Origin of the sequence: Streptomyces odontotermitis (genome assembly GCF_050510915.1) — a bacterium.
Lineage (GTDB): Bacteria > Actinomycetota > Actinomycetes > Streptomycetales > Streptomycetaceae > Streptomyces.
The window spans coordinates 395,657-419,648 of the sequence record NZ_JBNJLS010000004.1 but is presented as its reverse complement, the minus strand read 5'-3'; the positions used below and the strand labels follow the sequence as shown (position 1 = coordinate 419,648).

Annotated in this window: 20 protein-coding genes; 10 read left to right on the top strand and 10 right to left on the bottom strand. The window is 73.5% G+C overall.

Features of this window, described 5'->3' with window-relative positions; all coding sequences use genetic code 11:
- Nucleotides 1–3 precede the first annotated feature (3 nt).
- From ACQB60_RS15260 to acpP, 3 genes are read right to left on the bottom strand one after another with little or no spacing between them, the layout of a single operon-like run.
- Nucleotides 4–1,170 (bottom strand): 8-amino-7-oxononanoate synthase, encoded by a 1,167-nt coding sequence (locus ACQB60_RS15260; protein ID WP_496926496.1) that lies wholly within the window; start codon nt 1,168–1,170, stop codon nt 4–6.
- 20 nt (nt 1,171–1,190) lie between these two features.
- On the bottom strand, nt 1,191–2,369 hold the full coding sequence (locus tag ACQB60_RS15255) for a beta-ketoacyl-[acyl-carrier-protein] synthase family protein (RefSeq protein WP_496926495.1): 1,179 nt from the start codon (nt 2,367–2,369) through the stop codon (nt 1,191–1,193).
- On the bottom strand, nt 2,366–2,602 hold the full coding sequence (gene acpP / locus ACQB60_RS15250; protein WP_384835404.1) for an acyl carrier protein: 237 nt from the start codon (nt 2,600–2,602) through the stop codon (nt 2,366–2,368). Before acpP ends, ACQB60_RS15255 begins: the two co-directional genes overlap by 4 nt.
- A 175-nt stretch (nt 2,603–2,777) precedes the next feature.
- Here acpP and ACQB60_RS15245 point away from each other — a divergent pair, with 175 nt between their 5' ends.
- The gene (locus tag ACQB60_RS15245) at nt 2,778–3,668 is read left to right on the top strand and encodes an RNA polymerase sigma-70 factor (protein WP_496926494.1); all 891 of its coding nucleotides are present in this window, start codon (nt 2,778–2,780) and stop codon (nt 3,666–3,668) included.
- A 173-nt stretch (nt 3,669–3,841) separates the two neighbouring features.
- A complete protein-coding gene (locus tag ACQB60_RS15240) occupies nt 3,842–4,441 on the top strand; it encodes a TetR/AcrR family transcriptional regulator (RefSeq protein WP_496926643.1) in 600 nt (199 codons plus the stop codon).
- Here ACQB60_RS15240 and ACQB60_RS15235 read toward each other — a convergent pair.
- Complete coding sequence (locus ACQB60_RS15235) at nt 4,394–5,524, bottom strand: mechanosensitive ion channel family protein (RefSeq protein WP_496926493.1); 1,131 nt, start codon at nt 5,522–5,524, stop codon at nt 4,394–4,396. The two genes, ACQB60_RS15240 and ACQB60_RS15235, sit on opposite strands and share 48 nt — an antisense overlap.
- 164 nt (nt 5,525–5,688) lie before the next feature.
- Here ACQB60_RS15235 and ACQB60_RS15230 point away from each other — a divergent pair, with 164 nt between their 5' ends.
- Both ACQB60_RS15230 and ACQB60_RS15225 read left to right on the top strand, forming a co-directional pair.
- The gene (locus ACQB60_RS15230) at nt 5,689–7,923 is read left to right on the top strand and encodes a hypothetical protein (RefSeq protein ID WP_496926492.1); all 2,235 of its coding nucleotides are present in this window, start codon (nt 5,689–5,691) and stop codon (nt 7,921–7,923) included.
- Nucleotides 7,924–7,933: 10 nt separating this feature from the next.
- Nucleotides 7,934–8,479 carry a S1 RNA-binding domain-containing protein gene (locus tag ACQB60_RS15225; RefSeq protein ID WP_496926491.1) on the top strand — a complete coding sequence of 182 codons (546 nt, stop codon included), beginning with the start codon at nt 7,934–7,936 and terminating at the stop codon, nt 8,477–8,479.
- Here ACQB60_RS15225 and ACQB60_RS15220 read toward each other — a convergent pair.
- Both ACQB60_RS15220 and ACQB60_RS15215 read right to left on the bottom strand, forming a co-directional pair.
- Complete coding sequence (locus ACQB60_RS15220; protein ID WP_496926490.1) at nt 8,427–8,984, bottom strand: hypothetical protein; 558 nt, start codon at nt 8,982–8,984, stop codon at nt 8,427–8,429. The two genes, ACQB60_RS15225 and ACQB60_RS15220, sit on opposite strands and share 53 nt — an antisense overlap.
- A gap of 77 nt (nt 8,985–9,061) precedes the next feature.
- Nucleotides 9,062–10,774: a serine/threonine-protein kinase gene (locus ACQB60_RS15215; protein ID WP_496926489.1), complete on the bottom strand. Its 1,713-nt coding sequence runs from the start codon at nt 10,772–10,774 to the stop codon at nt 9,062–9,064.
- Between the two features lie 397 nt (nt 10,775–11,171).
- Here ACQB60_RS15215 and ACQB60_RS15210 point away from each other — a divergent pair, with 397 nt between their 5' ends.
- The 3 genes from ACQB60_RS15210 (at nt 11,172) to ACQB60_RS15200 (ending at nt 13,950) form a co-directional block, all read left to right on the top strand.
- Nucleotides 11,172–12,512, top strand: coding sequence for a radical SAM protein (locus ACQB60_RS15210; protein WP_496926488.1), 1,341 nt, complete (start codon nt 11,172–11,174; stop codon nt 12,510–12,512).
- Between the two features lie 74 nt (nt 12,513–12,586).
- Nucleotides 12,587–13,327: an SDR family NAD(P)-dependent oxidoreductase gene (locus tag ACQB60_RS15205; RefSeq protein ID WP_496926487.1), complete on the top strand. Its 741-nt coding sequence runs from the start codon at nt 12,587–12,589 to the stop codon at nt 13,325–13,327.
- A gap of 62 nt (nt 13,328–13,389) precedes the next feature.
- A complete protein-coding gene (locus ACQB60_RS15200) occupies nt 13,390–13,950 on the top strand; it encodes a GNAT family N-acetyltransferase (RefSeq protein ID WP_496926486.1) in 561 nt (186 codons plus the stop codon).
- Between the two features lie 33 nt (nt 13,951–13,983).
- Here ACQB60_RS15200 and ACQB60_RS15195 read toward each other — a convergent pair whose 3' ends face one another.
- From ACQB60_RS15195 to ACQB60_RS15180, 4 genes are all read right to left on the bottom strand, one after another.
- Nucleotides 13,984–15,507 (bottom strand): amino acid permease, encoded by a 1,524-nt coding sequence (locus ACQB60_RS15195; protein WP_496926485.1) that lies wholly within the window; start codon nt 15,505–15,507, stop codon nt 13,984–13,986.
- A 102-nt stretch (nt 15,508–15,609) separates the two neighbouring features.
- Nucleotides 15,610–16,602: a hypothetical protein gene (locus ACQB60_RS15190; protein WP_496926484.1), complete on the bottom strand. Its 993-nt coding sequence runs from the start codon at nt 16,600–16,602 to the stop codon at nt 15,610–15,612.
- Nucleotides 16,603–16,835: 233 nt separating this feature from the next.
- On the bottom strand, nt 16,836–18,269 hold the full coding sequence (locus tag ACQB60_RS15185) for a SufS family cysteine desulfurase (protein ID WP_496926483.1): 1,434 nt from the start codon (nt 18,267–18,269) through the stop codon (nt 16,836–16,838).
- Nucleotides 18,256–19,656 (bottom strand): family 2B encapsulin nanocompartment shell protein, encoded by a 1,401-nt coding sequence (locus tag ACQB60_RS15180; protein ID WP_496926482.1) that lies wholly within the window; start codon nt 19,654–19,656, stop codon nt 18,256–18,258. Before ACQB60_RS15180 ends, ACQB60_RS15185 begins: the two co-directional genes overlap by 14 nt.
- A 312-nt stretch (nt 19,657–19,968) precedes the next feature.
- On the opposite strand from ACQB60_RS15180, the gene ACQB60_RS15175 reads away from it, so the two are divergent.
- The 3 genes from ACQB60_RS15175 to ACQB60_RS15165 are packed head-to-tail and all read left to right on the top strand — an operon-like array spanning nt 19,969 to nt 23,923.
- Nucleotides 19,969–21,435 carry an FGGY family carbohydrate kinase gene (locus tag ACQB60_RS15175; RefSeq protein ID WP_496926481.1) on the top strand — a complete coding sequence of 489 codons (1,467 nt, stop codon included), beginning with the start codon at nt 19,969–19,971 and terminating at the stop codon, nt 21,433–21,435.
- 56 nt (nt 21,436–21,491) lie between these two features.
- Nucleotides 21,492–22,961: an FAD-dependent oxidoreductase gene (locus tag ACQB60_RS15170; protein ID WP_496926480.1), complete on the top strand. Its 1,470-nt coding sequence runs from the start codon at nt 21,492–21,494 to the stop codon at nt 22,959–22,961.
- Nucleotides 22,958–23,923 (top strand): NAD(P)/FAD-dependent oxidoreductase, encoded by a 966-nt coding sequence (locus ACQB60_RS15165; protein WP_496926479.1) that lies wholly within the window; start codon nt 22,958–22,960, stop codon nt 23,921–23,923. Before ACQB60_RS15170 ends, ACQB60_RS15165 begins: the two co-directional genes overlap by 4 nt.
- Nucleotides 23,924–23,992: the final 69 nt, after the last annotated feature.

Here is a 23,992-nt window from a genome sequence, read left to right as displayed (position 1 = left end):
GGCTCACGCAGGCCGCGTCTCCGCGATCACCCGCACCGCCTCCTCCACCTGACCGTCCGTGAGGTCCGCGCGGGCGGTCAGGCGGAGGCGGGAGTGGCGGTCGGGGACCGAAGGCGGGCGGAAGCAGCCGACGTCGATGCCCCGCGCGCGGCAGGCGTCCCGCCAGGCGACCGCCGCCCTTGCCGAGCCCGCTCGGACCGAGAGGACGGCGGCACGGGCCGGGGTGACCGGGAGGTCCGCCGCCGCGAGGCCCGCGTGGAGGTGTGCCGCGACGGCGCGCAGGCGGGCCGGGCGCCAGGGCTCCCGGGACAGCAGGCGGAGCGCGGCCAGGGCGCCGCCCGTCGCCGCCGGGGCCAGACCCGTGTCGTACAGGAAGCTGCGCGCGCTGTTGAGGACGTGCTCGATCACCCGGCGCGGGCCGAGCACCGCACCCCCTTGTGCGCCAAGGGACTTGGAGAGTGTCAGCGTGGCGACCGCGTCGGGGGCCGAGGCCAGTCCGGCCGCCGTGAGGGCGCCCTCGCCGTGGTCGCCGAGCACCCCCAGGGCGTGGGCCTCGTCCACCAGGAGCCCCGCGCCGTGGCGGCGGCACGAGGTGTGCACGGCGGGCAGGTCCGCGAGATCGCCGTCCACCGAGAAGACGGACTCGATCACCGCCACCGCGCGGCGTCGACTGCGGGTTTCCAGCGCCTTGTCCAGGGCCGTCCAGTCGCCGTGCGGGACCTCGGCGACCTCCGCCCCGGACAGCCGGCAGCCGTCGATCAGGGAGGCGTGGTTCGCGGCGTCCGCCACGATCAGGGTGCCCGGGCGGCACAGCGCGGTGAGCGCGCCCACGTTGGCGAGGTAGCCGGAGGAGAAGACGAGGGCGGCCTCGGTGCCGCAGAACGCGGCGAGTTCACGCTCCAGTTGCTCGTGCAGCCGCGTCGTGCCCGTCACCAGGCGGGCCGCACCCGCTCCGGCGCCCCACTCCCGCGCCGCCTCGGCCGCGGCCGCCGTCACCTCGGGGTGGCGGCAGAGGCCGAGGTAGTCGTTGCCCGCAAGGTCGACGGGGCCCGCCGCGCCGGGATCGGTCGCGTCGCGCGGGGTCAACTCGCGGCGCAGACCCGCCCGTTCGCGGCGCCGCGCGCTGTCCTCCAGCCACTGGAAGGCCGCCTCACCCGCCTCGCCCGCCATACCCTCCTCGCCCGGCCCGCTCACCTCGGCGGCCCCAGGACCAGGCATCCGTTGTGCCCGCCGAAGCCGAAGGACGTCGACACGACGGGGCCGGGCTCCCAAGGGCGCCCCTCGTCCCGTACGAGATCCAGGCTCATCTCCGGGTCGGGCGCCAACAGGCCCTGGGTGGGCGGGAGCAGACCGTGTGTGAAGGACAGGACCGAGGCCACCGCCTCCAGCGCGCCGCTCGCGCCGAACGCGTGGCCCGTCGCGCCCTTCGCCGACGTGACCGGCGGACCGGACGCGCCGAAGACCGCTTCGAGGGCGCGGGCCTCCGCCAGGTCGCCCACGCTCGTGCCGGTGCCGTGCGCGTTGATCTGGCCGACCGCGGACGGCTGGATCCCGGCGTCCTGGAGGGCGAGGCGCACGCACCGGGCGGCGCTGGAACCGTCCGGGAGCGGGGCCGTGATGTCGTGGGCGTCCGCCGTGCTCGCCGATCCGAGGACCTCCGCGAGCACCGTCGCACCCCGCGCCCGCGCCGACTCCTCCGGCTCCAGGACCAGGACCGCGGCGCCCTCCGCGACGGCGAACCCGTCCCGGCCCGCGTCGAAGGGGCGGGTCACCCCGCCGGGGGACAGGGCCCGCATGTTCCTGAAGCCCGCGAGCACCGTGCCGCACAGCGCCGCCTCCGTGCCGCCCGCGAGCGCGAGGTCGCACACGCCGTGCGCGACCATGCGGGCCGCCGAACCGATCGCGTGCGTCCCGGACGCACAGGCCGTGGTGAGGGTCTCGCAGGGGCCCTGCCAGCCGAGGCGCTGCGAGACGGCGGCCGCCGCCGCGTTCGGCATGATCATGGGGACGACGAACGGCGAGACCCGCTTGTCGCCCTTCGCCTCGCGCACCAGGACCTGCTGCTCCATCGTGCCCACGCCCGCCAGCGCCGTGCCGAGCACCACCGCCGCCCGCTCCGGCCCGGCCACCTCCTTGAGGCCGCCCGCGTCGGCGAGCGCCGACTCGGCCGCCGCCACCGCGAACTGGGCGTTGCGGTCCGTGTGCCGGGCCTCCACGCGGCTGAGCCAGGGCGTTGGGTCCCAGGGGGCGACGGGACGGTGGCCCGCGGGCGGCACAGACAGCAGCGAGCGCCACAGGGCGTCCGCGCCGAGGCCCGCCGCGCTCACGCTGCCCCGGCCGGTCACCACGACCCGGCGGCCGCTCCTCACGACAGCCTGCGCACCATGTCGCACGCGTCCCGCACCGTACGGACCGCCTCGACGTCGTCCTCGGGCACGTCCAGGCCGAAGGTCTCCTCGATGGCCATGACCACCTCCACGACGGTCAGGCTGGTCGCCCCGAGATCCTCGGTGAACACCGCGTCCAGGGTGACCGCGTCCGGATCGACCTGGAGCACGTCCACCGTGCAGCTCCGGATCTGCTCGAAAACGTCGTCGGCCACGCGCGCCCGCCCCCCAGTCACTGCCCTGTCCCTGCCCGCCGTCGGTACGGCAACCGAGCCTACCCACGCGGGAGTAGCCCGCTGGGCGCACCGGCGAAGACCGGCCACCCGGCGCACCCGGCACAGGAACCCCCTCGCTTGCCGCGCGCCGACGTCCCCTGACAGCCTGACGTGCGTGATCGACGCGAAGAGCACCAGCGACACGGCCGACGACGCGTTCACCGAGCACCGGCGGCTGCTGTTCGCCACCGCCTACCGCATGCTCGGAAGCGTCGCCGATGCCGAGGACATTCTCCAGGACGCCTGGCTCAAGTGGGCCGACGCCGACCGCGCGACGGTGCGCCACCCCAAGTCGTACCTGGTGCGCACCGTCACCAACCTCAGCCTGAACCGGCTCACCTCGGCCCGCGCGCAACGCGAGTCCTACGTCGGCCCGTGGCTGCCCGAGCCGCTCCTGACCAGCCCCGACATCGCGGAGGACGCGGAGCTCGCCGACTCCGTGTCGCTGGCCATGCTGGTGGTCCTGGAGTCCCTGAGCCCGCTGGAGCGCGCGGTGTTCGTGCTGCGCGAGGTGTTCGGATACGCGTACGCGGAGATCGCCGAGGCCGTCGGCCGCGGCGAGGCCACGGTGCGCCAGACCGCGCACCGCGCCCGCGACCACGTCCGGGCCAGGCGCCCCCGCTACGACACCGACGAGAGTGCCCGCAAGGAAGTCACCGAGAAGTTCCTCGCCGCCTGCACGGGCGGCGACCTGAACGCGGTGATGGAGCTGCTCGCCCCCGACGTCACCGCCTGGTCCGACGGCGGCGGCAAGGTGACGGCGGCCCGCCGCCCGGTCCAGGGCACCGGCCACGTGGCGCGCTGGATCCTCGGCGTCCTCGCCAAGCCGGGCTACGAGGACCTCGTGGTCGAGTCCGCACGGATCAACGGCCAGGAGGGCGTGGTGTTCTCACTGGGCGGCGTGCCCGCAGGTGTGCTCCTCGTCGAGCTCGTCGACGGGCGCATCCAGGAGATGAGGATCCAGATGAACCCGGACAAGCTCGGTGGACTCGACGGGCTCAGCTGACTCGACGGACCCGGCGGACCCGGCGAACCCGGCAGTGATACAGAGCGGTTGAGTTAGTGTCTTTGTAACTGCGGTGCGGCAGTGCGCCGTCAGGAGCGGGGACAGGGGTGGCGACCGTGGCCGGAACGACGGGTGGCAGCGCGGCGGGGGACAGCAGGGCAGGTGCGGCGCTCATCGCCCGGGCTGCGGCAGAGGCCCCGGAGCCGGATCCGCTCCGCGAGAAGGTCCTGGACGCGGCGCGCGAGCAGTTCATCACCTTCGGCGTGCGCCGCTCCACCGTCGACGACGTGGCGAAGCGGGCCCGGGTCTCCCGCGTCACCGTCTACCGCCGCGTCGGCAACAAGGACCACCTCGTGCAGGAGTGCCTGCTGCGCGAGTACCGCCGCTTCGTCGCCGAGGTCGACGAGGCCGTCGCGGAGCTGCCGACGATCGAGGAACGCCTCGTGGAGGGCTTCGTGGTGCTCCACCGGCATCTGCGCGACCACCCGCTGATCGGCGGACTGATGCGCCTGGAGCCGGAGTTCATGCTGCCCTTCCTCACGGTGGACAGCGGCCCGGCCTTCCTCGCGATGCGGGAGTACCTCGCCACCCGGCTGCGCCGCGCGCAGCGTACGGAGGGCAGGCCGGAGAGCGATCCGACGCCGGTGGCGGAGCTGATGATCCGGATCACGGTCTCCTTCCTGCTCAACCCCGTCAGCTGCTTCGTGCTGGAGGAGGACGACCAGTCACGGGCGTTCGTGCGGCGCTACCTGGTTCCGCTCCTTGACCGTTGACTGGTGCGGGATGAGCCCCGACAGCTCGTTCACCTCGGCACCCGCGCCCTCGCCGTCGGGGCGCTTGACCGTCACGGTGCGGGCCGGTGCGGGCACCCGGATGCCCTCGGCGCGATAGCGCTGGTGCAGCCGCTTGATGAACTCGTGCTTGATCCGGTACTGGTCGCTGAACTCGCCCACGCCCAGGATCACCGTGAACCCGATGCGGGAGTCCCCGAACGTATGGAAGCGCACGGCCGCCTCGTGGTCCGGTACGGCGCCCGTGATGTCCGTCATCACGTCCTCGACCACCTCGATGGTCACCCGCTCGACGTGCTCCAGGTCGCTGTCGTAGCTGACCCCCACCTGCACCGTGATCGACAGCTCCTGCTCGGGGCGGCTGTAGTTCGTCATGTTGGTGCCCGACAGCTGGGTGTTGGGGATGATGACGAGGTTGTTGGAGAGCTGACGCACCACGGTGTTGCGCCAGTTGATGTCGACGACGTAACCCTCCTCGCCGCTGCTGAGCCGGATGTAGTCGCCCGGCTGCACCGTCTTGGACGCGAGGATGTGCACACCCGCGAAGAGGTTGGCGAGGGTGTCCTGGAGGGCGAGCGCGACGGCGAGCCCGCCCACGCCGAGGGCGGTGAGCAGCGGCGCGATGGAGATGCCCAGGGTCTGCAGCATCACCAGGAAGCCGATGGCGAGGACCACGACCCGGGTGATGTTCACGAATATGGTGGCCGAACCGGCCACGCCCTGCCGGGACTGCGCGAGCCCGCGCACCAGGCCCGCCACGATCCGTGCCGCCGTCACCGTCGACGCCAGGATGAGCAGCGCGATCAGCGTGACATGCACGTTGCGGCCGACCTGCGGCGTCAGCGGCAGCGCCGTGGCCGCCGCGGCCAGGCCCCCGGCGATCGCCGCGCACGGCACCAGGGCGCGCAGCGCGTCCACGATCACGTCGTCCCCGCTCCACCGCGTCCGCAGGGCGTGCCGGCCCAGCCAGCGCAGCAGCGCGCGGAGCAGCAGCCCCGCGGCGACGCCCGCGAACACCGCGATCCCGGCGACGATCAGATCGTGCACTGTGAGGGCTCGGTTCATCCGTCCTCAGTCCTCTTCCGTTGACGTTCACGCGGGCCGGGAACGAACGGACATGGCCCCGCGCGGTCGCTCATCCTGCCCCATGGCGATGATCGCGCCGCAGGTGGGCCCGGGTATGACCGGATCACGGGCCCAAGTGTGCGATGGGCCCCTAGAGTTGGCGCGTGGTCGATCAGGTGAACAACAGTGTGGGGGGCGGGGCCCGGATCGGGACGGCGATCCAGGCGGGCAGCGTGCATGGGGTGCATGTGCACAACTACGGGGAAAGCGGACCGGTTGCCGAAGGCCCCGCCCGGATGACCCTTCAGCTCCCGCCCGACGTACGCCACTTCGCCGACCGCACCACCGAGCGCACCCGGGTGCTGCGGGCCGCCGCGGAGCGGACCCCGGGCGCCGGACGGCCCCTGGTGGTGTCGATCCACGGGGTGCACGGCGTCGGCAAGACCGCGCTCGGCGTGCACCTGGCCCGCAGGCTCGCCGCCGACGACACGTACTTCGTGCGCTACACGAACCTCGACGACCACCGGCGCGACGGCGGCACCGACCTCACCGAGGCCCTCGGGGAGCTCCTCGCCTCCTTCACCGCCCCCGACCTCCTGGAGAAGACCCTCGGCAAGCGGCAGCGGCAGTACTGGGAACAGACCGGCGACCGCCGCGTCCTGGTCATCCTGGACAACGCCCGCACGGGCAGCGAGGTCGACGCGCTCCTTCCCGCCTCGTCCGACAGCGTCGTGCTCGCCCTCGGCCAGGAGAGGCTGCACGGCATCAAGGGCGGGGCCGACCTGGAACTCGCCGTCGGCCCGCTCGGCGAACGGGACGCCGAGGAACTGCTGCTGCGGACCGTGACGGACGCCCGCCTGGCCGCCGACCCGTCCTCGGTGACCGCGCTCGCCCGCGTCTGCGGCGGCCTGCCCGCCGCGCTCGAGGTCGCCGCGCAGTGGCTGCGCTCCCACGAGACGCGCCGGATGTCCCGGGTCATCGCCGAACTCGCCCGACGTTTCGAGGAGAAGGGGGTTCCCCTGGTGGAAGCGGTATGGGACGCCACGTACGACGGACTCAGCTCCTCCGCGGCCCTGCTCTACCGGCTCCTCGCCGCGAGCCCCGGCCCCGACATCTCGCCCGACGCGGCCACGGCGCTGCTCGGCCAGGGCCAGGACGCCGCGGAGGACGCCCTCGACGAGCTGGTGCGGTGCAGTCTCCTGACGGCCGGCCGGGACGGGCGCCTGCGCATGCACGACCTGCTGCGCGCCCACGCCGTGCGCTGCGCCCGGCGGGCCCGCGGCGAGGGGCGGGACGCGGAGACCGACGAGGCCCGGCGCCGCGGCCGGAGCGGGGAGACCGACGAGGCCCGGCGCCGGATCGTCCGCTGGTACCTCCGCCAGGCCCAGCGCGCCGACGCGCTCGCGGTCGGGCCGCGGCTCGTCCTGGCGGAGCGGGCGGAGGAGGTGCCCGGCGCCCCGGACGTCGCCTTCACCGGCGCCGCGAGGGCGACGGGCGGAACCGAGGAAGCCGCCGGTACGGAGGGCGGGGCCGAGGCCGCGCAGGCCGCCGCCAAGGACACGGCCAAGGACGCCGCCTACCGGTGGCTGGAGCGTGAACGCCGCGCGCTCTACGCGTGCGTGCGCACCGCGTACGCCCATGGCCTCGACGACGAGTCATGGGCGCTCTGTGAACCCCTGCTGACCCACTTCGTGGACCACCCCCACTACCTCGACGTGACCGACGCGTTCCGCACCGGCCGCGACGCCGCACTGCGCGCGGGACAGGCACGCGCCGCGATCCGGCTGCGCTGCCAACTGGCCCGCCCGCTCTGGGAACAGGGCGACCACGAGGCGGCCGCGGCGGAACTGGACGCCGCCCTGCGCGCGGCGGACGCCGTGCTCGGCGAGGACGAGCAGGACCGGAAGCTGCGCGCCTCGGTCCTGGACTTCCACGGCCAGCTCCGCTTCGCGCGCGGCCAGTGGGCGGACGCGGCCGCGTACTTCGAGACCGCGCGCCGCATCCACGTGGAGATCGGCAACGAGTACGGCGCGTTCCTCCAGACGTACCAGCAGGGCAAGGCGCTGGCAGGACTCGGCGAACTCGACCGCGCCGCCGAGCTGTTGAGGTGGTCCCACGCGGAGGCCCACCGCCTGAACCGCGCGCGCATGACGAAGCGCACCGGCTTCGAACTGGGCCGGGTGCTCAGCGCACTCGGCCACCACGACGAGGCCCTCCCCCTGTACGAGGCATCGCTCGCGGCGGCCCGCGCCCGCCACTCGCTCCAGGACGAACTCCGCGTCCTCGACGCGCTCGCCGCTCTCGCGGAGGCGACGGGCGACACGGAGGCGGCGGGTCACCACCGGGAGGCGGCCCGGACGATACGGGAGCGGGGCGGGGGCTTGACGGGGACGCCCTAGGCTGTCCGGCATGGGCGCGAGCGGGGGCAGGGGCGGACTGACCGAGCAGGACCACCCCGAGCTCTGCGCCTTCCTCACCTCACTCCGCCAGGGCGAGATCCTCTCCGGCACGGTCACGGCCATCGAGCGGTTCGGCGTCTTCGTGGCGCTGGACGACGGCCCCGACCACCCGGCCCACCCGGGCGTCGGGTTCATCACGATCCCCGAGCTGGCGTGGCAGCGCATCGAGGCGGTGTCCGACGCCGTCCAGGTCGGACAGCGTGTGAGCTGCGAGTTCCTCCAGTTCGACGACTGGAACCTGGAGGCGAGGCTCTCCCTGCGGGCAACGCGGCCGGATCCCCTCCGGGCATTCGCCGACGCGGTCGAGCCGGGGCGCGAACTCCCGGGACGGGTGACCAAGTTGGTCCCCTTCGGCGTCTTCGTCCGGGTCGCGGAGGGGATCGAAGGGCTGATCCGCGGGCACCGGCTCGGTCTCCGGGAGGGGGACGAGGTCACCGTCCGCGTCACCGAAGTCGACCGGGAGCGGCGTCGAGTGGTGCTCTCCCCGGTGCGCTGACCCTGCGCCGGTAGTAGGCGACCGTCACCGCCGCCAGCAGCACCGGCCACGCGATCAGCGGCACGTAGCAGACCGTCAGGACCGCCGACTGGAGCGGTGTGTCCGTGACCTGGGCGCCGCCTCCGAGGTCCGCGTACGCGGCGTAGCAGAACCAGCCGACGAGTGCCGTCAGCGCGGTCACGCCGAACACGGCGGGTGCCACCGCCGCGAGCGGCCGCACCCGGCGCCCGCCGAGCACCGGGATCCAGCCGGGCACGACCTCGCCCCATGCCCGCACCAGGCCCAGTGTCAGAAACGCCAGGGCTTCGGAGACGACGCTCAGCGAGAGGATGTAGGCCGAGAGCGGCAGGCCGTCCGGGAGCTGGTCCGCGGGCGCGACCGGAGCCCCCGCGACCAGGGCCACCCGCCACAGGCTCGACGGCAGGACGACGAGGGGCACGGCGTGGGCGGCGAGCGCGGCCCAACGGGGCACGTCCGGGAGTGCTTTGATTCTCGGTTTCGGCATGGGGATCATGCTGGCGCCCGGTGCACGGGGTCCGCGTCGCCGTACGGGACGGATCTCCTCCGCCGTACGGGGGAGCACTACTGGAACTCGAGGAGGGTCTCGTCCTCGGAGGCCACAGCGAGGTGCGCAGCGTAAGTGCGGCCCCCGAGCGTGCAGGTGAGCGTGATGGGGAGGAGGAGGGGTGCGTCCTCGCCATCGCTCAGCTCCCTCAGCCACGCGTGTGCCGCCGACAGCACCGCCGCCGGATCCGCCCGGCGCACCCGCCCCTCGACGGAACGGTCCGGCTCCACCGTGAGCGTGAGCAGCGCGCCCCCGGTCTCACGCAGCACGCACCGCGAGCCGTCGAGCACGACGGCCGCCGTGCGCGGGCCCGGGTAGGCGGCGAGGACCCGCGTGGTCCAGGCGTCGACGGTCCAGCTCTCGCCGCGTGCCGGGCGGGACGCCGCGCGCCGGTAGATGAGCCCGGCACTGTGCAACTGCCGCTCCCCGGCCGCTCCGTGCTCGGCGGCGAGGTGATGACGCGGCCCGTCGCTGTCCGGCGGGCGCCTTTCCACGTGTACGGGGACGGGGGCGCCGTCGCGACCGGGTGCGGGCGCGCCGAGGTCGACCCGTACGGCGAAGGCGGCGAGCGAGGTGAGGGTGCGGGCCGGCGGGGCGGGGTCGGGCAGCGGGCGCGCCGTGCCGGGGGAGGAGGGGTGCGGGTCGAGCCCGAGGAGGCGGTACAGCTCCTCACGCAGCCGGGGCAGGGCGCGGCCGCGTTCGGCGAAGGCGGGCTCGGCGAGGGCGCGGGCGGAGCCGGGCCGGTGCGCGGCGAGGGCCCGCTCCAGGTCGTCGGCGTGCTCCAACGCCGGTGCCATGGAGAGGAGTTCTGCCATCGGGGTGCCGGGAATGACCTCGCAGCCCCCGTCGCACGCGGCGAGCACCGGCACGTCGCGCGCGGCAGCCGCGTACAGGGCCGCCGAACCGTGATCGGTGACGACGGCGTCGGCGGCGACGAGGACGGCGGCCCACTCCTCGTGCGGCCGGGCGACGACGAGTCCGGCCGCGAGGGCGGGAGCCAGCTGCTCGGCCAGGTCGAACTCCCCGGTCCTGCTGTGCTCGTTCGGGTGGAGCACGAGCGCGAACTGGTAGGAGTCCTGTGGGAAGCGGGCGGTGAGCGCGGCGGGCAGGCCCGGGCGGCGGGCGAGCAGCGACTCGGGCCCCCAGGTCGAGGTGAGGACGACGAGGGTGCGGCCGTCGGTGCGCAGGGCGGCGCGGTACCGCTCGCGCAGGGGCAGCGACTCCAGGACCCGGTCGAACGTGGGGTCACCGGTGACGGTGGCCCGCGCGGCGGCGGCCGGGCTCTCGGCGGCGAGCCGGTCGAGCTGGCTGGGGTGGGCGAGGGCGTGCAGCCGGGCGAGGGGGCGACCGGAGCGCAGCAGCAGCGCGGGGTCCAGCCCCGATGCGGAGTCCGCCGAACCGCCGCCCGCCGAACCGCCGCCCGCCCAACCCCCCTCCGGCACCGCCTTGTTGAACCCGGCGCCGTGCGGCAGCAGGACGCGCGGCCCGCTCAGCCGCTCCAGCTCGCCCTTGGGGCTCGCAGCGAGGATCAGGTCGTGCGCGCGGCCACGCGCCTCGGCCCACGGCAGGACATGGGCCCCGGCCCGCTCGATGGCGGTGAGGGCGTCGACGCCGAACGCGGACCCGGGGACGAGGGTGAAGCGGCGCCGGATCCGCTCGTCCCCGGCGAAGACGGGGAGGACGTCGAGGAGCCGGTGCAGAGCGGTGGCGGAGCGCACGGCGAAGAGCACGTCCTTGCGGGCGCTCGCCCGCCATGCGAGGTGCGGGGTGGCCGACTGGGCGCCGACGGGGCCGTGAGCCTCAGCGCCAGTCCCAGTCCCAACCCCTACTTCCTGCGCTGCCCGCTGCCCGCTGCCCGCTGCCCGCTGCCCGCTGCCCGCTGCCCGCTGCCCGCTGCCCGCTGCGGCAGGGTAAATCCTAGAGTGCGCTGTTTGCCCGGGTATGCCGTTTCCGTCAACTGGTCCGGGGACGTGCGGGGTGGCGGGCGGCATGGCGGAGATCGTACTCGGCCCCCCGGCGGAGCCCGAGTGCTACCGGGGGCGGATCCCGGCCCCGGATCGGCGGGGTTAGCGTGGGGGAGAAGCAGAGGGCGAAGAGCACTCCGCCTGGATCCGAGGAGCCCGGCACATGCAGAGCCGCACCGGCAGCCGTACCGAGATGATCGAGGGACTCATGGAGCGGTTCCCGCACGTCCCGCGGGAAGCCGTGATCAAGGAGGACCTGCTGCGCGGCGGCATCGCCTTCGACGAGTCTGCACTCAGTGATACCGCCAACGAGGCAGCGGGCGAGGTCAAGCCGAAGTCCTACTTCATCTTCTCCTTCGACCACGGCACCCTGCCCGAGCTCGGCGAGGCCGCCCTGCGCCGCCCGCCGGAGGAGATCATCCTCACCGGCGGCCCGTACGAGCTGCGCCGCACCATCGTCTCCGTACGCGTGAACCCGTCCTCGCCCTACCGCGTGGCCGCCGACGACGAGGGCGTGCTCGGCCTCTACCTGGACGGCCGCCGGATCTCCGACGTCGGCACGCCGCCCATGCCCGACTACTACCGGCACAAGCTCGCCAACGGAAAGTCGGTCATGGAGGTCGCCCCCACCATCCAGTGGGGCTACCTGATCTACCTCACGGTCTTCCGGGTGTGCCAGTACTTCGGCGCCAAGGAGGAGTGCCAGTACTGCGACATCAACCACAACTGGCGCCAGCACAAGGCCGCGGGCCGCCCCTACACGGGCGTCAAGCCGGTCGAGGAGGTCCTCGAGGCGCTGGAGATCATCGACCGGTACGACACGAACAAGTCCTCCACCGCGTACACCCTGACCGGCGGCGCCATCACCTCGCACATCGGCGGCAAGGACGAGGCCGACTTCTACGGCGAGTACGCGCGGGCCATCGAGGAGCGCTTCCCCGGCCGCTGGATCGGCAAGGTCGTCGCCCAGGCCCTCCCCAAGGAGGACGTGCAGCGCTTCCACGACTACGGCGTGCGGATCTACCACCCCAACTACGAGGTGTGGGACCCGTACCTGTTCGAGCGGTACTGCCCCGGCAAGGAGCGCTACGTCGGCCGCGACGAGTGGCACCGCCGCATCCTCGACTCGGCGGAGGTCTTCGGGCCGCGCAACGTCATCCCGAACTTCGTCGCGGGCGTCGAGATGGCCGAGCCGTTCGGCTTCAAGACGGTCGACGAGGCGATCGACTCGACCGTCGAGGGCCTCGACTTCTTCATGTCGCGCGGCATCACGCCCCGCTTCACCACGTGGTGCCCCGAGCCGACCACGCCGCTGGGCAAGGCCAACCCCCAGGGCGCCCCGCTCGAGTACCACGTGCGACTGCTCGACGCGTACCGCTCGACGATGGAGTCCCACGGTCTGACGTCCCCGCCCGGATACGGTCCGGCGGGCGCGGGCCGGGCGGTGTTCTCGGTGAGCTCGTTCATGGACAGCCTGCCGCAGGAAGACGCCAAGACCGACTGAGCCCCGCGAGGGCACCCCGCCCACGGGGGTGCGAAGATCCAGTCGGCGCGACACACAGCCACCTGGAGGCCCCCGTGGAACAACCGCACCCCGTCACCGTCGTCACCGGCGGCAGCCGCGGCATCGGCGCCGCCGTCTGCGCCCGCCTCGCGGCCGACGGCCACGACGTCGCCATCGGCTACCGCTCCGACGCGAAGGCCGCGGAAGACGTGGCCGCGACCGTCCGCGCGGCGGGCCGCCGGGCCGCGGTGATCCAGGTGGACACCGCCGACGCCGCCTCAGTGGACCGGCTCTTCGACGAGGCGGCAGCCGCGCTCGGCCCGGTCACCGGGCTCGTGAACAACGCCGGGGTCAGCGGCCCCAACGGTCGTCTCGCCGACGCCGACCCGGACGGGATGCGCCAGGCCCTTGAGGTCAATGTCCTCGGCTACCTGTTGTGCGCCCGCAGGGCCGTGCGGGACATGACGGGGACCGGCCGCGGCGGCGCCATCGTCAACATCTCCTCGAACGCGGCGAAGCTCGGCAGCCCCGGCCAGTACGTCCACTACGCCGCCGCGAAGGCCGCCGTCGACACCATGACGACGGGGCTGTCGAAGGAGCTCGCCGCCGACGGCATCCGGGTCAACTGCGTGGCGCCCGGCGTCATCTGGACCGAGTTCCACGCGGACCCGGAGCGGCCCGCGTGGATGGCCGAGCACATCCCGATGGGGCGGGCCGGGCAGCCCGAGGAGATCTCCGGGGCCGTGTCGTGGCTCCTGTCGGACGACGCCTCGTACGCCACCGGCGCGATCCTCAAGATCGCGGGCGGGATGTGACGGCGGGCAAGGCGGATAGGGCGGACAAAGGGACCACCACCGCGGACAAAGGGACCACCACCATGGCCATCACCACCGGGATCACGCCCCTCACCGGCGGCGTCGTGCTGCGGCCCGTCACCCTCGACGACGCGGCCGGGTTCGCCCGCGCCTACACCCGCAGCCGGGACCATCTGCGTCCGACGGAGCCGGACCGGTCCGAGGAGTTCTTCACGGAGCGGGGGCAGGCGGACCGGATCCGGGATCTGCTCGCGCAGCGCGAGGCGGGCCGGACCGTGCTGTGGGCGCTCGCCGCAGGCGACGACATCGCCGGGGCCATCACCCTCAGCAACGTCACGCTCGGCCCGCTCCGCAGCGCCAACGTCGGCTACTGGGTGGACGCCGGCCATGTGGGCCGGGGCCTCGCGGCCCTCGCGACGGAGCGGGTCTGCCAGGCCGCCGACGCCGAGCTCGGCCTGCACCGGCTTGAGGCGGGCACCCTCCTCGACAACGTGGCCTCGCAGCGCGTGCTCGCCAAGTGCGGCTTCGAGGAGTACGGGCTGGCCCGCCAGTTCCTCTACATCAACGGCGCCTGGCGCGACCACCGGCTCTTCGAGCGGATCCTCAACGACCGGCAACCGTAGGGCGGTTGCCGGTTGCCGGTCGTCGGGAGCGGGTCAGACGATGCCCTCGGCGATCTCCGCCTGCTCGCGGTCGGTGCCGTACGCGGACGGCGTGCTGTACGAGCGGCGCGCCACGAACCACCACACGGTCGCGAGGATCAGGACCACCGCGAGCGCGATCGACGCGTAGTTCATCGTGTCGACCGTGACGGGGGACGCCTGGGGCAGGCAGAACAGGACCGTCACGAAGGCCACCCAGAGCACGGCGATCCAGCCGACCGGCTTGCTCCAGCGGCCCAGGTTCCAGGGGCCCGGCTGGAAGCGGTCGCCCGCGCGCAGGCGCAGGAAGATCGGGATGGCGTAGGCGGGCGTGATGCCGATGACGTTGATGGCCGTCACCGCGCCGTACGCGGTCTTCGAGTAGAGGGACGGCAGCGCGATGACGGCCGCGAGGCCCACCGACAGCCAGACCGCGGGGACCGGCGTCTGGGTGCGGGTGGAGACCTTGCGCCACAGCGCGGAGCCGGGCAGCGCGTTGTCGCGGCTGAACGCGAACACCATGCGGCTGGCCGCCGCCACCTCGGCGTTGCCGCAGAACAGCTGCGCCACGATCACGATGAGCAGCAGCGCGGTCGCCCCGGACGAGCCGAGCGCGTCGAGGAAGATCTGCGCGGGCGGCACCCCGGTCGCGCTGCCCTGCGTGCCCGCGTAGTCCTGGATGGCGAACGTCAGCCCGGCGAGCAGCACGAATCCGGCGATCCAGGACGCCCAGATGGCGCGCACGATGCCGCGCGGCGCGGACGTGGAGGCGTCGGAGGTCTCCTCGGAGAGGTGCGCGGAGGCGTCGTACCCGGAGAACGTGTACTGGGCGAGGAGCAGGCCGATCATGCACACGTACAGGGGGCTCGACCAGCCGGTCTGGTTCACGAACTCGCCGAAGACGAACGACGGCGACTGGTGGTGGTCGGGCACGATCGCGAGCACGCCGACGATGATCGCGACGCCCGCGAGGTGCCACCACACGCTGATCGAGTTGAGCAGGCTGACCAGGCGGACGTTGAACAGGTTCAGGAGCGCGTGGACCAGCAGGATCGCCAGGAAGATCAGGAAGGTCGAGCCCTCGGTGGGGCGGAAGTCGGAGTGCAGGCTGACGAGCGCCCCGGTGAACTGCGCGGCGCCGTAGTCGATGCCCGCGATCGCCCCGAGCAGGCCGAGCAGGTTGAGCCAGCCCGTGTACCAGCCCCAGCGGCGTCCGCCGAGCCGGTCGGCCATGTAATAGAGGGCGCCCGACGTCGGGTAGGCGCTGGTGACCTCCGCGAGCGCCAGGCCGACGAAGAGCACGAATATCCCGACGCCCGCCCAGCCCCACAGCATCACCGCCGGGCCGCCCGTGCCGAGCCCGAACCCGTACAGCGTCATGCAGCCGGACAGGATCGAGATGACGGAGAAGCTGATGGCGAAGTTGCCGAAGCCGCCCATGCGGCGGGCCAGTACGGGTTGGTAGCCGAGCTCTCGGAGCCGTTGCTCCTCGTCCTGGCGTGGTACTGGGACGGCGCTCGACCAGATGGTGCGGGACACGGGGGAACCTCCGGGAAGTGGCGCGGTGGGGGGCGGTCGGGGGACGGACGGGGGACGGACAACAACGGCCGGTTGCAGGGCCGACAACAAGGGGGGCGCGGGTCAGCCCGGGGCGCGGGACGCGGAGAAGCAGCGGTAGCGGGCCTGCACGAACGCCTCGGCGGCCGCGTCCGGGTCACCGGGGGAGGAGGTCCGGTACGTCCACGGGGCCACCGTGTAGAAGGGGTCGAGCACCGTGAACACCCGCGCGGCGTCCTCGAATCGGTGCGCTCCCCACAGCGCGTGCGCCAGGTGGTTGAGGTCGAGCAGCGACGTCGCGGCCGGCATGGCGTGCTCGAACCAGAGGTTGAGCGCGCGCTGGGCGCTGCGGATCGCGTCCTCGGCGATCCAGTGCAGGTCGAGGGCGTGTTCGTTGCCGCCTTCCCGGCGGTAGCGCTCGACGCGCGTATAGAGCGGCAGGACGTGCAGGGCGGAGCCCGCGGGCGCCGCAGCGGTGGCCCACTGGGCGAAGTTGACGGCCTCGGTGAGCGGGCCGCCCGGCCGCCGCGTATAGGCGAACTGCAGCATCCGGTGGTACGCCTCGCGGTTGCCCGGGTCGCGCTTGTCGGCCTCGTTCAGGAGCCCCCAGGGGCCGGGGAAGAGCATCGGCTCGGGGGCGGCGACGCGGTGCTCGTCCCAGCGCTGGCCCGCGTCGAGCTGGGCGAGGGAGAGCAGGCAGATCCACGGCACCGGGTCCTCGGGGGAGCGCTCGATGGCGTCCCCGCACGCCGCGGCCGCCTCCCGCCACAGGTCGGGCGTCTGCCGGTGCCCCGCCCGGTGCGCGCGCAGCGCCCGCTCGACCAGGACCCGGGTGTGCAGCACGACGGCGGCGATGCTGTCCGGCTCCTCGGCGAGCCAGGCCGAGGCCACGTCCGAGCCGGCCGCCGCGGTGGCCAGGATCTGGGTGCGCTGCGTCCACAGCGCCCAGTCGGGGGTCGTCGACAGCAGGGTGCGGGTCGACACCCAGCGGCCCGCTCTCAGGTCCTGGAGCACGGCGCGGAGCGCGAAGTCGTGGCCCGCCGGGTGGTACACCGGGCGGCCGGACGGCATGGGCATGAGTCCTCTGGGGGGAAGAGGGATCGGTCAACTGGCCGGTAATGCTAGGGAGTTGCAGTTGCTGTTGTTCGGCGGTCAGTGTAGAGCGATCTCTTCCGGTTCCCTGCCGTTTGATGGATCTTTTGAGATCGAGCTGTGTCGGATCGGCGCGCCGGTTGGTGATTCTGTGACCGGCTGTGCACGGAACGCTGTTCCCGTCCGGCCCCCCGGGCAGGACGGGAACACCCTTTACCTCACGGCCGGTTGGCCTCCTGCCGCACGGTCTGCCGGCCTTCGCCGCCGCTCTCCTGGAGCCGGCGCAGCGACGCCACCAACTGGTCCACCTCCTCGGAGGTGTTGTAGAGGGCGAGCGAGGCCCGCGCCGCCTCCTCCAGGCCGAAGTGGGCCAGGGCGGGCTGCGCGCAGTGGTGGCCCGCGCGCACCGCGATGCCGTCCTGATCCAGCCAGGCCGCGACGGTCGCCGGATCCTGGCCGGAGAGGGTGAAGGTGAGCACCGCGATCCGCTCGGGCGCCGCCCCGATCAACTCGAGCCCGGGCACGGTCGCGAGGGCCTGCTGCGCATACGCCATGAGCCCGTTCTCGTACGCGGTGACGGCCTCCCGGTCGAAGGAGGTGAGCCAGTTCAGGGCGGCGAGCAGGCCGATGACGCCGGAGATGTGCCCGGTGCCCGCCTCCAGCAGATGGGGCGCGGGGGCGAACGTCGTCTCGGCGAACGACACGGACTCGATCATGTTGCCGCCGCCCTGCCAGGGCGCCATCTCCTGGAGGACCTCGGGCCGCGCGTACAGGGCGCCGATGCCGGTCGGCGCGAACAGCTTGTGCCCCGAGAAGGCGTAGAAGTCGGCGCCCAGGTCCTGTACGTCCACCGGGAAGTGGGCCACCGCCTGGGCCCCGTCGACCAGGACCTTCGCGCCGTAGCGGTGGGCGAGCGCCGCCATCTCCTTGACCGGCGGCACGGTGCCGAGGACGTTCGACGCCTGGCTGATCGCGACCAGTTGGGTGCGCGAGGAGAGCAGATCGGCGTACGCGTCCTGGTCGATCCGCCCGTCCGGGGTGAGCGGAACGGGCACGAGCCGGGCCCGGGTCTCCTTCGCGAGCATCTGCCAGGGCACGATGTTCGAGTGGTGCTCCAGGACCGGCACCAGGATGTCGTCCCCCGGGCCGAGGTTGGCGCGCCCCCAGGTCTGCGCCACGAGGTTGATCGCCTCGGTGGTGCCGCGCACGAAGACGATGCTCTCCGGCCCCTCGGCGCCCAGGAACTGCGCCACCGCCGCACGTCCCGCCTCGTACGCCTCCGTGGCCTCGCGCGCCATCGTGTGCGCGCCGCGGTGGATGTTGGAGTTCGCGGCACCGTAGAAGGCGCCGAGCGCCTCGATCACCTGGCGGGGCTTCTGCGTCGTGGCTCCGTTGTCGAGCCACACCAGCGGGTGGCCGTTCACGGTCCGGTGCAGGATCGGGATGTCGGCGCGCGCCGACTCCGGGGAGAAGGCGACGGGCTGGCGGGGGAGCGCGGCGGCGGCCGGGTCGACGGGCTGGGCCGTGGAGAGGTCCGGTGACAGGGGCGCCGCCGTATCTCCAGCAATTCCAGCAATTCCAGAGGAGTCCGGAACAGCCGTCTGCGGTACGGCAGTCGGAGCCCGCAATGACGTGACGTCAGGAATAGTCATGGTACTTGGACACCTCGACGTTCTGGAGTACGGCGACGGCGTCCTCTACCAGGACGGCTGTATTGAAGTAGGCCGTCATCAGATAGGAGGTGATGCCCTTCTGGTCCGTGCCCATGTTCCGCTGGGACAGGCCGGGTTCGACCTCGTCCGGCACGCCCGCGGGCCGCAGCCCGACCACGCCCTGCTCGGCCTCGCCCATCCGCATGAGGAGGATCTCGGTGGTGCCGGCGCCGAGCCCCGCGCCGTCTGCGAAGCGCACCTTGTCGGACGGCAGGAGCGGCACCCCGCGCCAGGTGAGCAGCGGGCTGCCGAACCGGCTGTCCGTCACCGGGGGCACACCCCGCCGCGTACATTCGCGGCCGAACGCGGCGATGGCCCGCGGGTGCGCCACGAAGTAGCCGGGCTGCTTCCACACCCGTGCGAGCAGCTCGTCGAGGTCGTCCGGGGTGGGCGCGCCGGTCCGCGACTGCACCCGCTGTCCGGCCGAGACGCTGTTGAAGAGCCCGAAGTCGGGGTGGTTGAGCATCAGGTTCTCCTGCCGCTCGCGCAGGGCCTGGATGGTCAGATTGGCCTGGGTGCGGGTCTGGTCCATCGGCCCGTTGTAGAGGTCGGCGACGCGGGAGTGCACGCGCAGCGTCGTCTGGGCGAGCGTCATGTGGTACTCGCGCGGCGTGTCCTCGTAGTCGACGAACGTCGCGGGCAGGTCCGGCTCGCCGACGTGCCCGCCGGTCAGTTCGATGGCGGCCTCCGCGCCCGCCTCGGGCCCCTCACCTGCGCAGTACGTGTCCACGGCCCCGCGCAGTGCCTCGTCGCGCCCGGTCAGGGAGGCGAGTGCGTTGCGCTCGACGCACAGGGCGACGCCCGGGGTGAGCGCCTGCACGCGGTAGGGCATGGCCTCGCCGCGGGTCCACGCGCCCAGGTCGAAGAACTGGCCGTCGCCCACGACTTCGAGCAGCGCGTCCTCGCCGTACCGCCCGGTGAGCCGCTTCTCGGCGCGGCCCCGCACGATCACCCAGAGCCGGTCCATGGACTCGCCCTCGGTCGCGAGGTTCTGCCCGGCCTCGAAGGTCACCTCGGTGAAGTTCCCGGCGAGTTCGGACAGGAGCGCGTCGTCGCAGTCGCGCAGGTACGGGACTTCGCGTAAGTCGCCGGGCACCACGTGGTGGCCGCTGTCGTCGCTGTAGGTGGTGATGCGGTCGTCGCCGAGCACGTAGGTGCGGCGCCGGTTCACGCGGTAGACGCCCGACTCGACGTCCACCCAGGGCATGGCCCGCAGCAGATAGCGGGGGGTGATGCCGCGCATCTGCGGGGTGGTCTTGGTGGTGGTCGCGAGCTGCCGTGCGGCATCGGGACCGAGACTCAGCCGATTGTTCGCGGGTGTGGCCACGGGAATCTCCTCGAACGGAAAAGGGGGGGCTGCGGAACGAGGTGATCGTGCAATTGGCATGTGCTTTCCGCAAGGGGTGCCGCCCGAACTCCCGTGAAATGGGCCCGAATTCACCTTGCGCCGAGTCTTTGGCTTTCTAAAAGACTCGCTTATGCCGATGGCGCGCTTTCGGACAGTGATAAATGAGCCGGGAGTGGCGAGGGTGAGAAAGTGAATGAGAAATCAATTGAATCCCGCGCCTCCTGCGTACCGGCGCACGCGGACCGCGGGGAGACCTTGACGCCCTTCGGGCGCCTGTAGGACTCTTCCGCGGTGATCACGAATGAGAGCCGCCCCGTGCTCGCCGTCGACCAGGGGACCTCCGGCACGAAGGCCCTCGTGGTCTGCCCCGAGCGCGGCGTGATCGGTTCGGGCACGGCGCCGGTGCGCCCCCGCCACCTCCCCGGCGGCCTCGTCGAGGTCGACCCGGCCGCCCTGTACGACTCGGTCGTGGCGGCGGGCCGCAGCGCGCTCGCCGACGCCGGGGAGCCCGTCGCCGCCGTGGGCCTCGCCAACCAGGGGGAGACGGTGCTCGCCTGGGACCCGTCGACGGGCGAGCCGCTCACCGACGCGCTGGTCTGGCAGGACCGCAGGGCCGAGTCGGTGTGCGCCGAACTCGCGCCGCACGCCGACGAGTTGCGCGAGCTGACCGGGCTGCCGCTCGACCCCTACTTCGCCGCGCCCAAGATGACGTGGATACGCCGCCACCGCACCCGCGCGGGCGTGGTCACCACCAGCGACGCCTGGCTCGTCCACCGGCTCACCGGCGCCTACGCCACCGACGCCGCGACCGCGGGCCGCACCCAGCTCCTCGACCTGGACACCGTCACCTGGTCGCCACGCGCCCTCGACCTCTTCGGCCTCACCGACGAGGAGCTCCCGCAGGTCGTCGACGCGGCCGGACCGGTCGGCACCACCACCGCCTTCGGCCCCGAACTCCCGCTCACCGGGCTGCTCGTGGACCAGCAGGCCGCGCTCCTCGCCCAGGACGTCACCGAGGCGGGCGGCGCCAAGTGCACCTACGGCACCGGCGCGTTCCTGCTCGCCCACACCGGAACCCGCCCCCGGCGCGGCAGTTCGGGCCTCGTCAGCTGCGTCGCCTGGCGCCTCGGCGGGCGCTCCAGCTACTGCCTGGACGGCCAGGTGTACACGGCCGCGTCCGCCGTCCGCTGGCTCACCGACGTCGGCGTGATCTCCGGCGCGCGGGACATCGACCCCGTCGGCTCGGCGGTGCCGGACAGCGGCGGCGTCACGTTCGTCCCGGCCCTCGCCGGACTCGCCGCCCCCTGGTGGCGCGGCGACCTGCGCGGCTCCCTGACCGGCCTCGGCCTGGACACCACCCCCGGCCACCTGGTCCGCGCCCTGTGCGACGGCATCGCCGCCCAGGTCGCCGAGCTCGCCGCCGCGGCCGCCACGGACCTCGCCGCCCCGCTCACGAGCCTGCGCGTGGACGGGGGCCTCACGCGCTCCGCCCTCCTGATGCAGACACAGGCCGACCTGCTCCAACTCCCGGTGGAGGTCTCGGCGTTGCCGGACGTCACCGCACTCGGCGTGGCCACGGTCGCCCGCCTCGGCCTCGACCCGTCCCTCACGGTCCGCGAGGCCCTCCCGGAGTGGAGCCCCGCCGCGGTCTACGAACCGCGCATCACCGCGACGGAGGCGACGGAACGCCTCGCCGCGTTCCGCGCGGAGGTGGCGGCACTCCTGGCGCGCGGTCCGGGCGGACCTCCCACCCCATGACCTCCCACCCCACGGCCCTCACCCCCTGACCCTCACCCCCGACGGACGCCCACCCCATGACCCTCACCCGCACCGGCCCCCTGCTCGACGACGACTCCGACGAGCCCAACGACTCCCCGTACGACGTCGTGGTGATCGGCGCGGGTGTGGTCGGGGCCGCCCTCGCCCGCGAGCTGGCCCGGCACCCCCTGCGCACCGCCCTCCTGGACGCCTCCGACGACATCGGCGCGGGCACCTCGAAGGCCAACACCGCGATCCTGCACACCGGTTTCGACGCGGTCCCCGGCTCCCTGGAGTCCCGCCTGGTCCGCGAGGGCCAGCAGCTGCTGGCGGCGTACGCGGCCGAGACCGGCATCCCCGTCGAACCGGTCGGCGCTCTCCTGGTCGCCTGGACCGACGACCAACTGGCCGCCCTTCCCGCCCTGTTGGCGAAGGCGGAGCGCAACGGCTACACCGAGGCCCGCATCCTGGACCCGGCCGAGGTCTACGCCCGCGAGCCGCACCTGGGCCCCGGCGCGCTCGGCGGGCTCCACGTCCCCGGCGAGAGCATCATCTGCCCCTGGACGACCCCGCTGGCGTACGCGACCCAGGCGGTGCGGGCGGGCGTGGACCTGCACCTCAACGCCCCGGTGACGGCCGTCGATCCCGGGGGCTCCGGGGGGTCCGGGAGGCCAGGGGGGCTCGGGGGGCCGCACACGCTCACCACCCCCCGGGGGAAGATCCGCGCCCGCTACCTCGTCAACGCGGCGGGCCTGCACGCCGACACCGTCGACCGCCTGCTCGGGCACGACGACTTCACCGTCCGCCCGCGCCGCGGCCAGCTGATCGTCTTCGACAAGTTCGCCCGCGACCTGGTCCGGCACATCCTGCTGCCGGTCCCCACGGCCCTCGGCAAGGGAGTCCTCGTCGCACCCACCGTGTACGGCAACGTCCTGCTCGGCCCGACGGCGGAGGACCTCGACGACAAGACGGCCACCGAGTCCACACCGGACGGCCTCGACTCCCTCCTGGACAAGGGCCGCCACCTCCTCCCCGCCCTCCTCGACGAGGAGGTGACGACGGTCTACGCGGGCCTGCGCGCCGCCACCGAGCACGAGGACTACCGGATCCGCTCCCACGAGGGCGAGCGCTACGTCACGGTCGGCGGCATCCGCTCCACCGGCCTGACCGCGTCCATGGCGATCGCCCGCCACGTCATGGACCTCCTGGCGGAGGCGGGCCTCGAAGTGGCCGACCGGCCAGAGGAGTTGCCGCGCGTCCACATGCCCAACCTGGGCGAGGCGGGCCCCCGCCCGTACCAGCGAGCCGACCTCATCGCGTCCGACCCGGCCTACGGCAGCGTGGTCTGCCACTGCGAGCGGGTGACGCGCGGCGAGATCCGCGACGCGCTGGCGAGCACGGTGCCCCCGGTGTCGGTGGAGGGGCTGCGCCGCAGAACACGGGCGCGGGGCGGCCGCTGCCAGGGCTTCTACTGCGGTGCGCGCGTGCGTGAACTGGTCGAGGGCGGAGGTGAGGTGACGTCATGAGTGAGCGGATCTCCGTACGGCAGGTCGACGTCCTGGTGGTCGGCGGCGGCCCGGCGGGCCTGGCGGTGGCCCGCGCGATCGCCGCCCCCGGTCGCGCCGCCGCCCCCGGCGTCGGCGTACGCGTCGAGGTCCTGGAGCGCGAGGAGACGGCGGGCGGCGTCCCGCGCCACTGCGCCCACCGGGGCTTCGGCCCCTGCGGCGCCCTCACGGGCCCGGCGTCGGCGGCCCGCGGCGTCGCGGCGGCGCTCGCGGCCGGGGTCACGGTCCGCACCGGCGTCACGGTCACCGGCTGGGCGGGCCCCCGCACGGTGCGCACGACGAGTCCGCACGGCCTCGAGGAGATCACCGCACGGGCCGTGGTCCTCGCGACGGGCGCCCGCGAACGCCCGCGCGCCGCACGCCTGGTGGCGGGCACGCGCCCCGCCGGAGTCCTCACCACGGGCGAACTCCAGCAGTCGGTCCACCTCTTCGGACGCGGGGCCGGCGACCGCGCGGTCGTGGTCGGAGCGGAACCGGTCGGCTACGCGGCCCTGGACACCCTGCGCCGCGCGGGTACGCGCTGCGTGGCGATCACCACGCACCTCGCGCAGGCCCCGGCCCCCTGGCACCGGACGGCCCCGAGCCGCCTGCGCCACGGGGTCCCGCTCCTCACCGGGACGACGGTGACGGAGATCCTGGGCCACGGGCGCGTGACGGGGGTGCGGGTCACCCGGGCGGGAACCGGCCGTACGGCTCATCTCTCCTGCGACACGGTCGTGTTCAGCGGGGACTTCGTGCCGGAGTGGGAGCTGGGCCGCAGGGCGGGGCTGGCGGCGGCCGGGGGGTTTCGGACGACACGGCCAGGGATCTTTGTGGTGGGGAACGTGGTGGGGGACGTGAGGTCGGCAAGGGCGGTGGAGCGGGAGGGGGTGCGCGCGGCGCGAGAGGTGCAGGGGTGGATTCTCAGCCCCTCCGGCGTTTGAGGACGAGGCGCGAAGCGCCGATGCGGGGGTCTGGGGGCGCAGCCCCCAGTGGGCGCCCCGTCGAGAGGG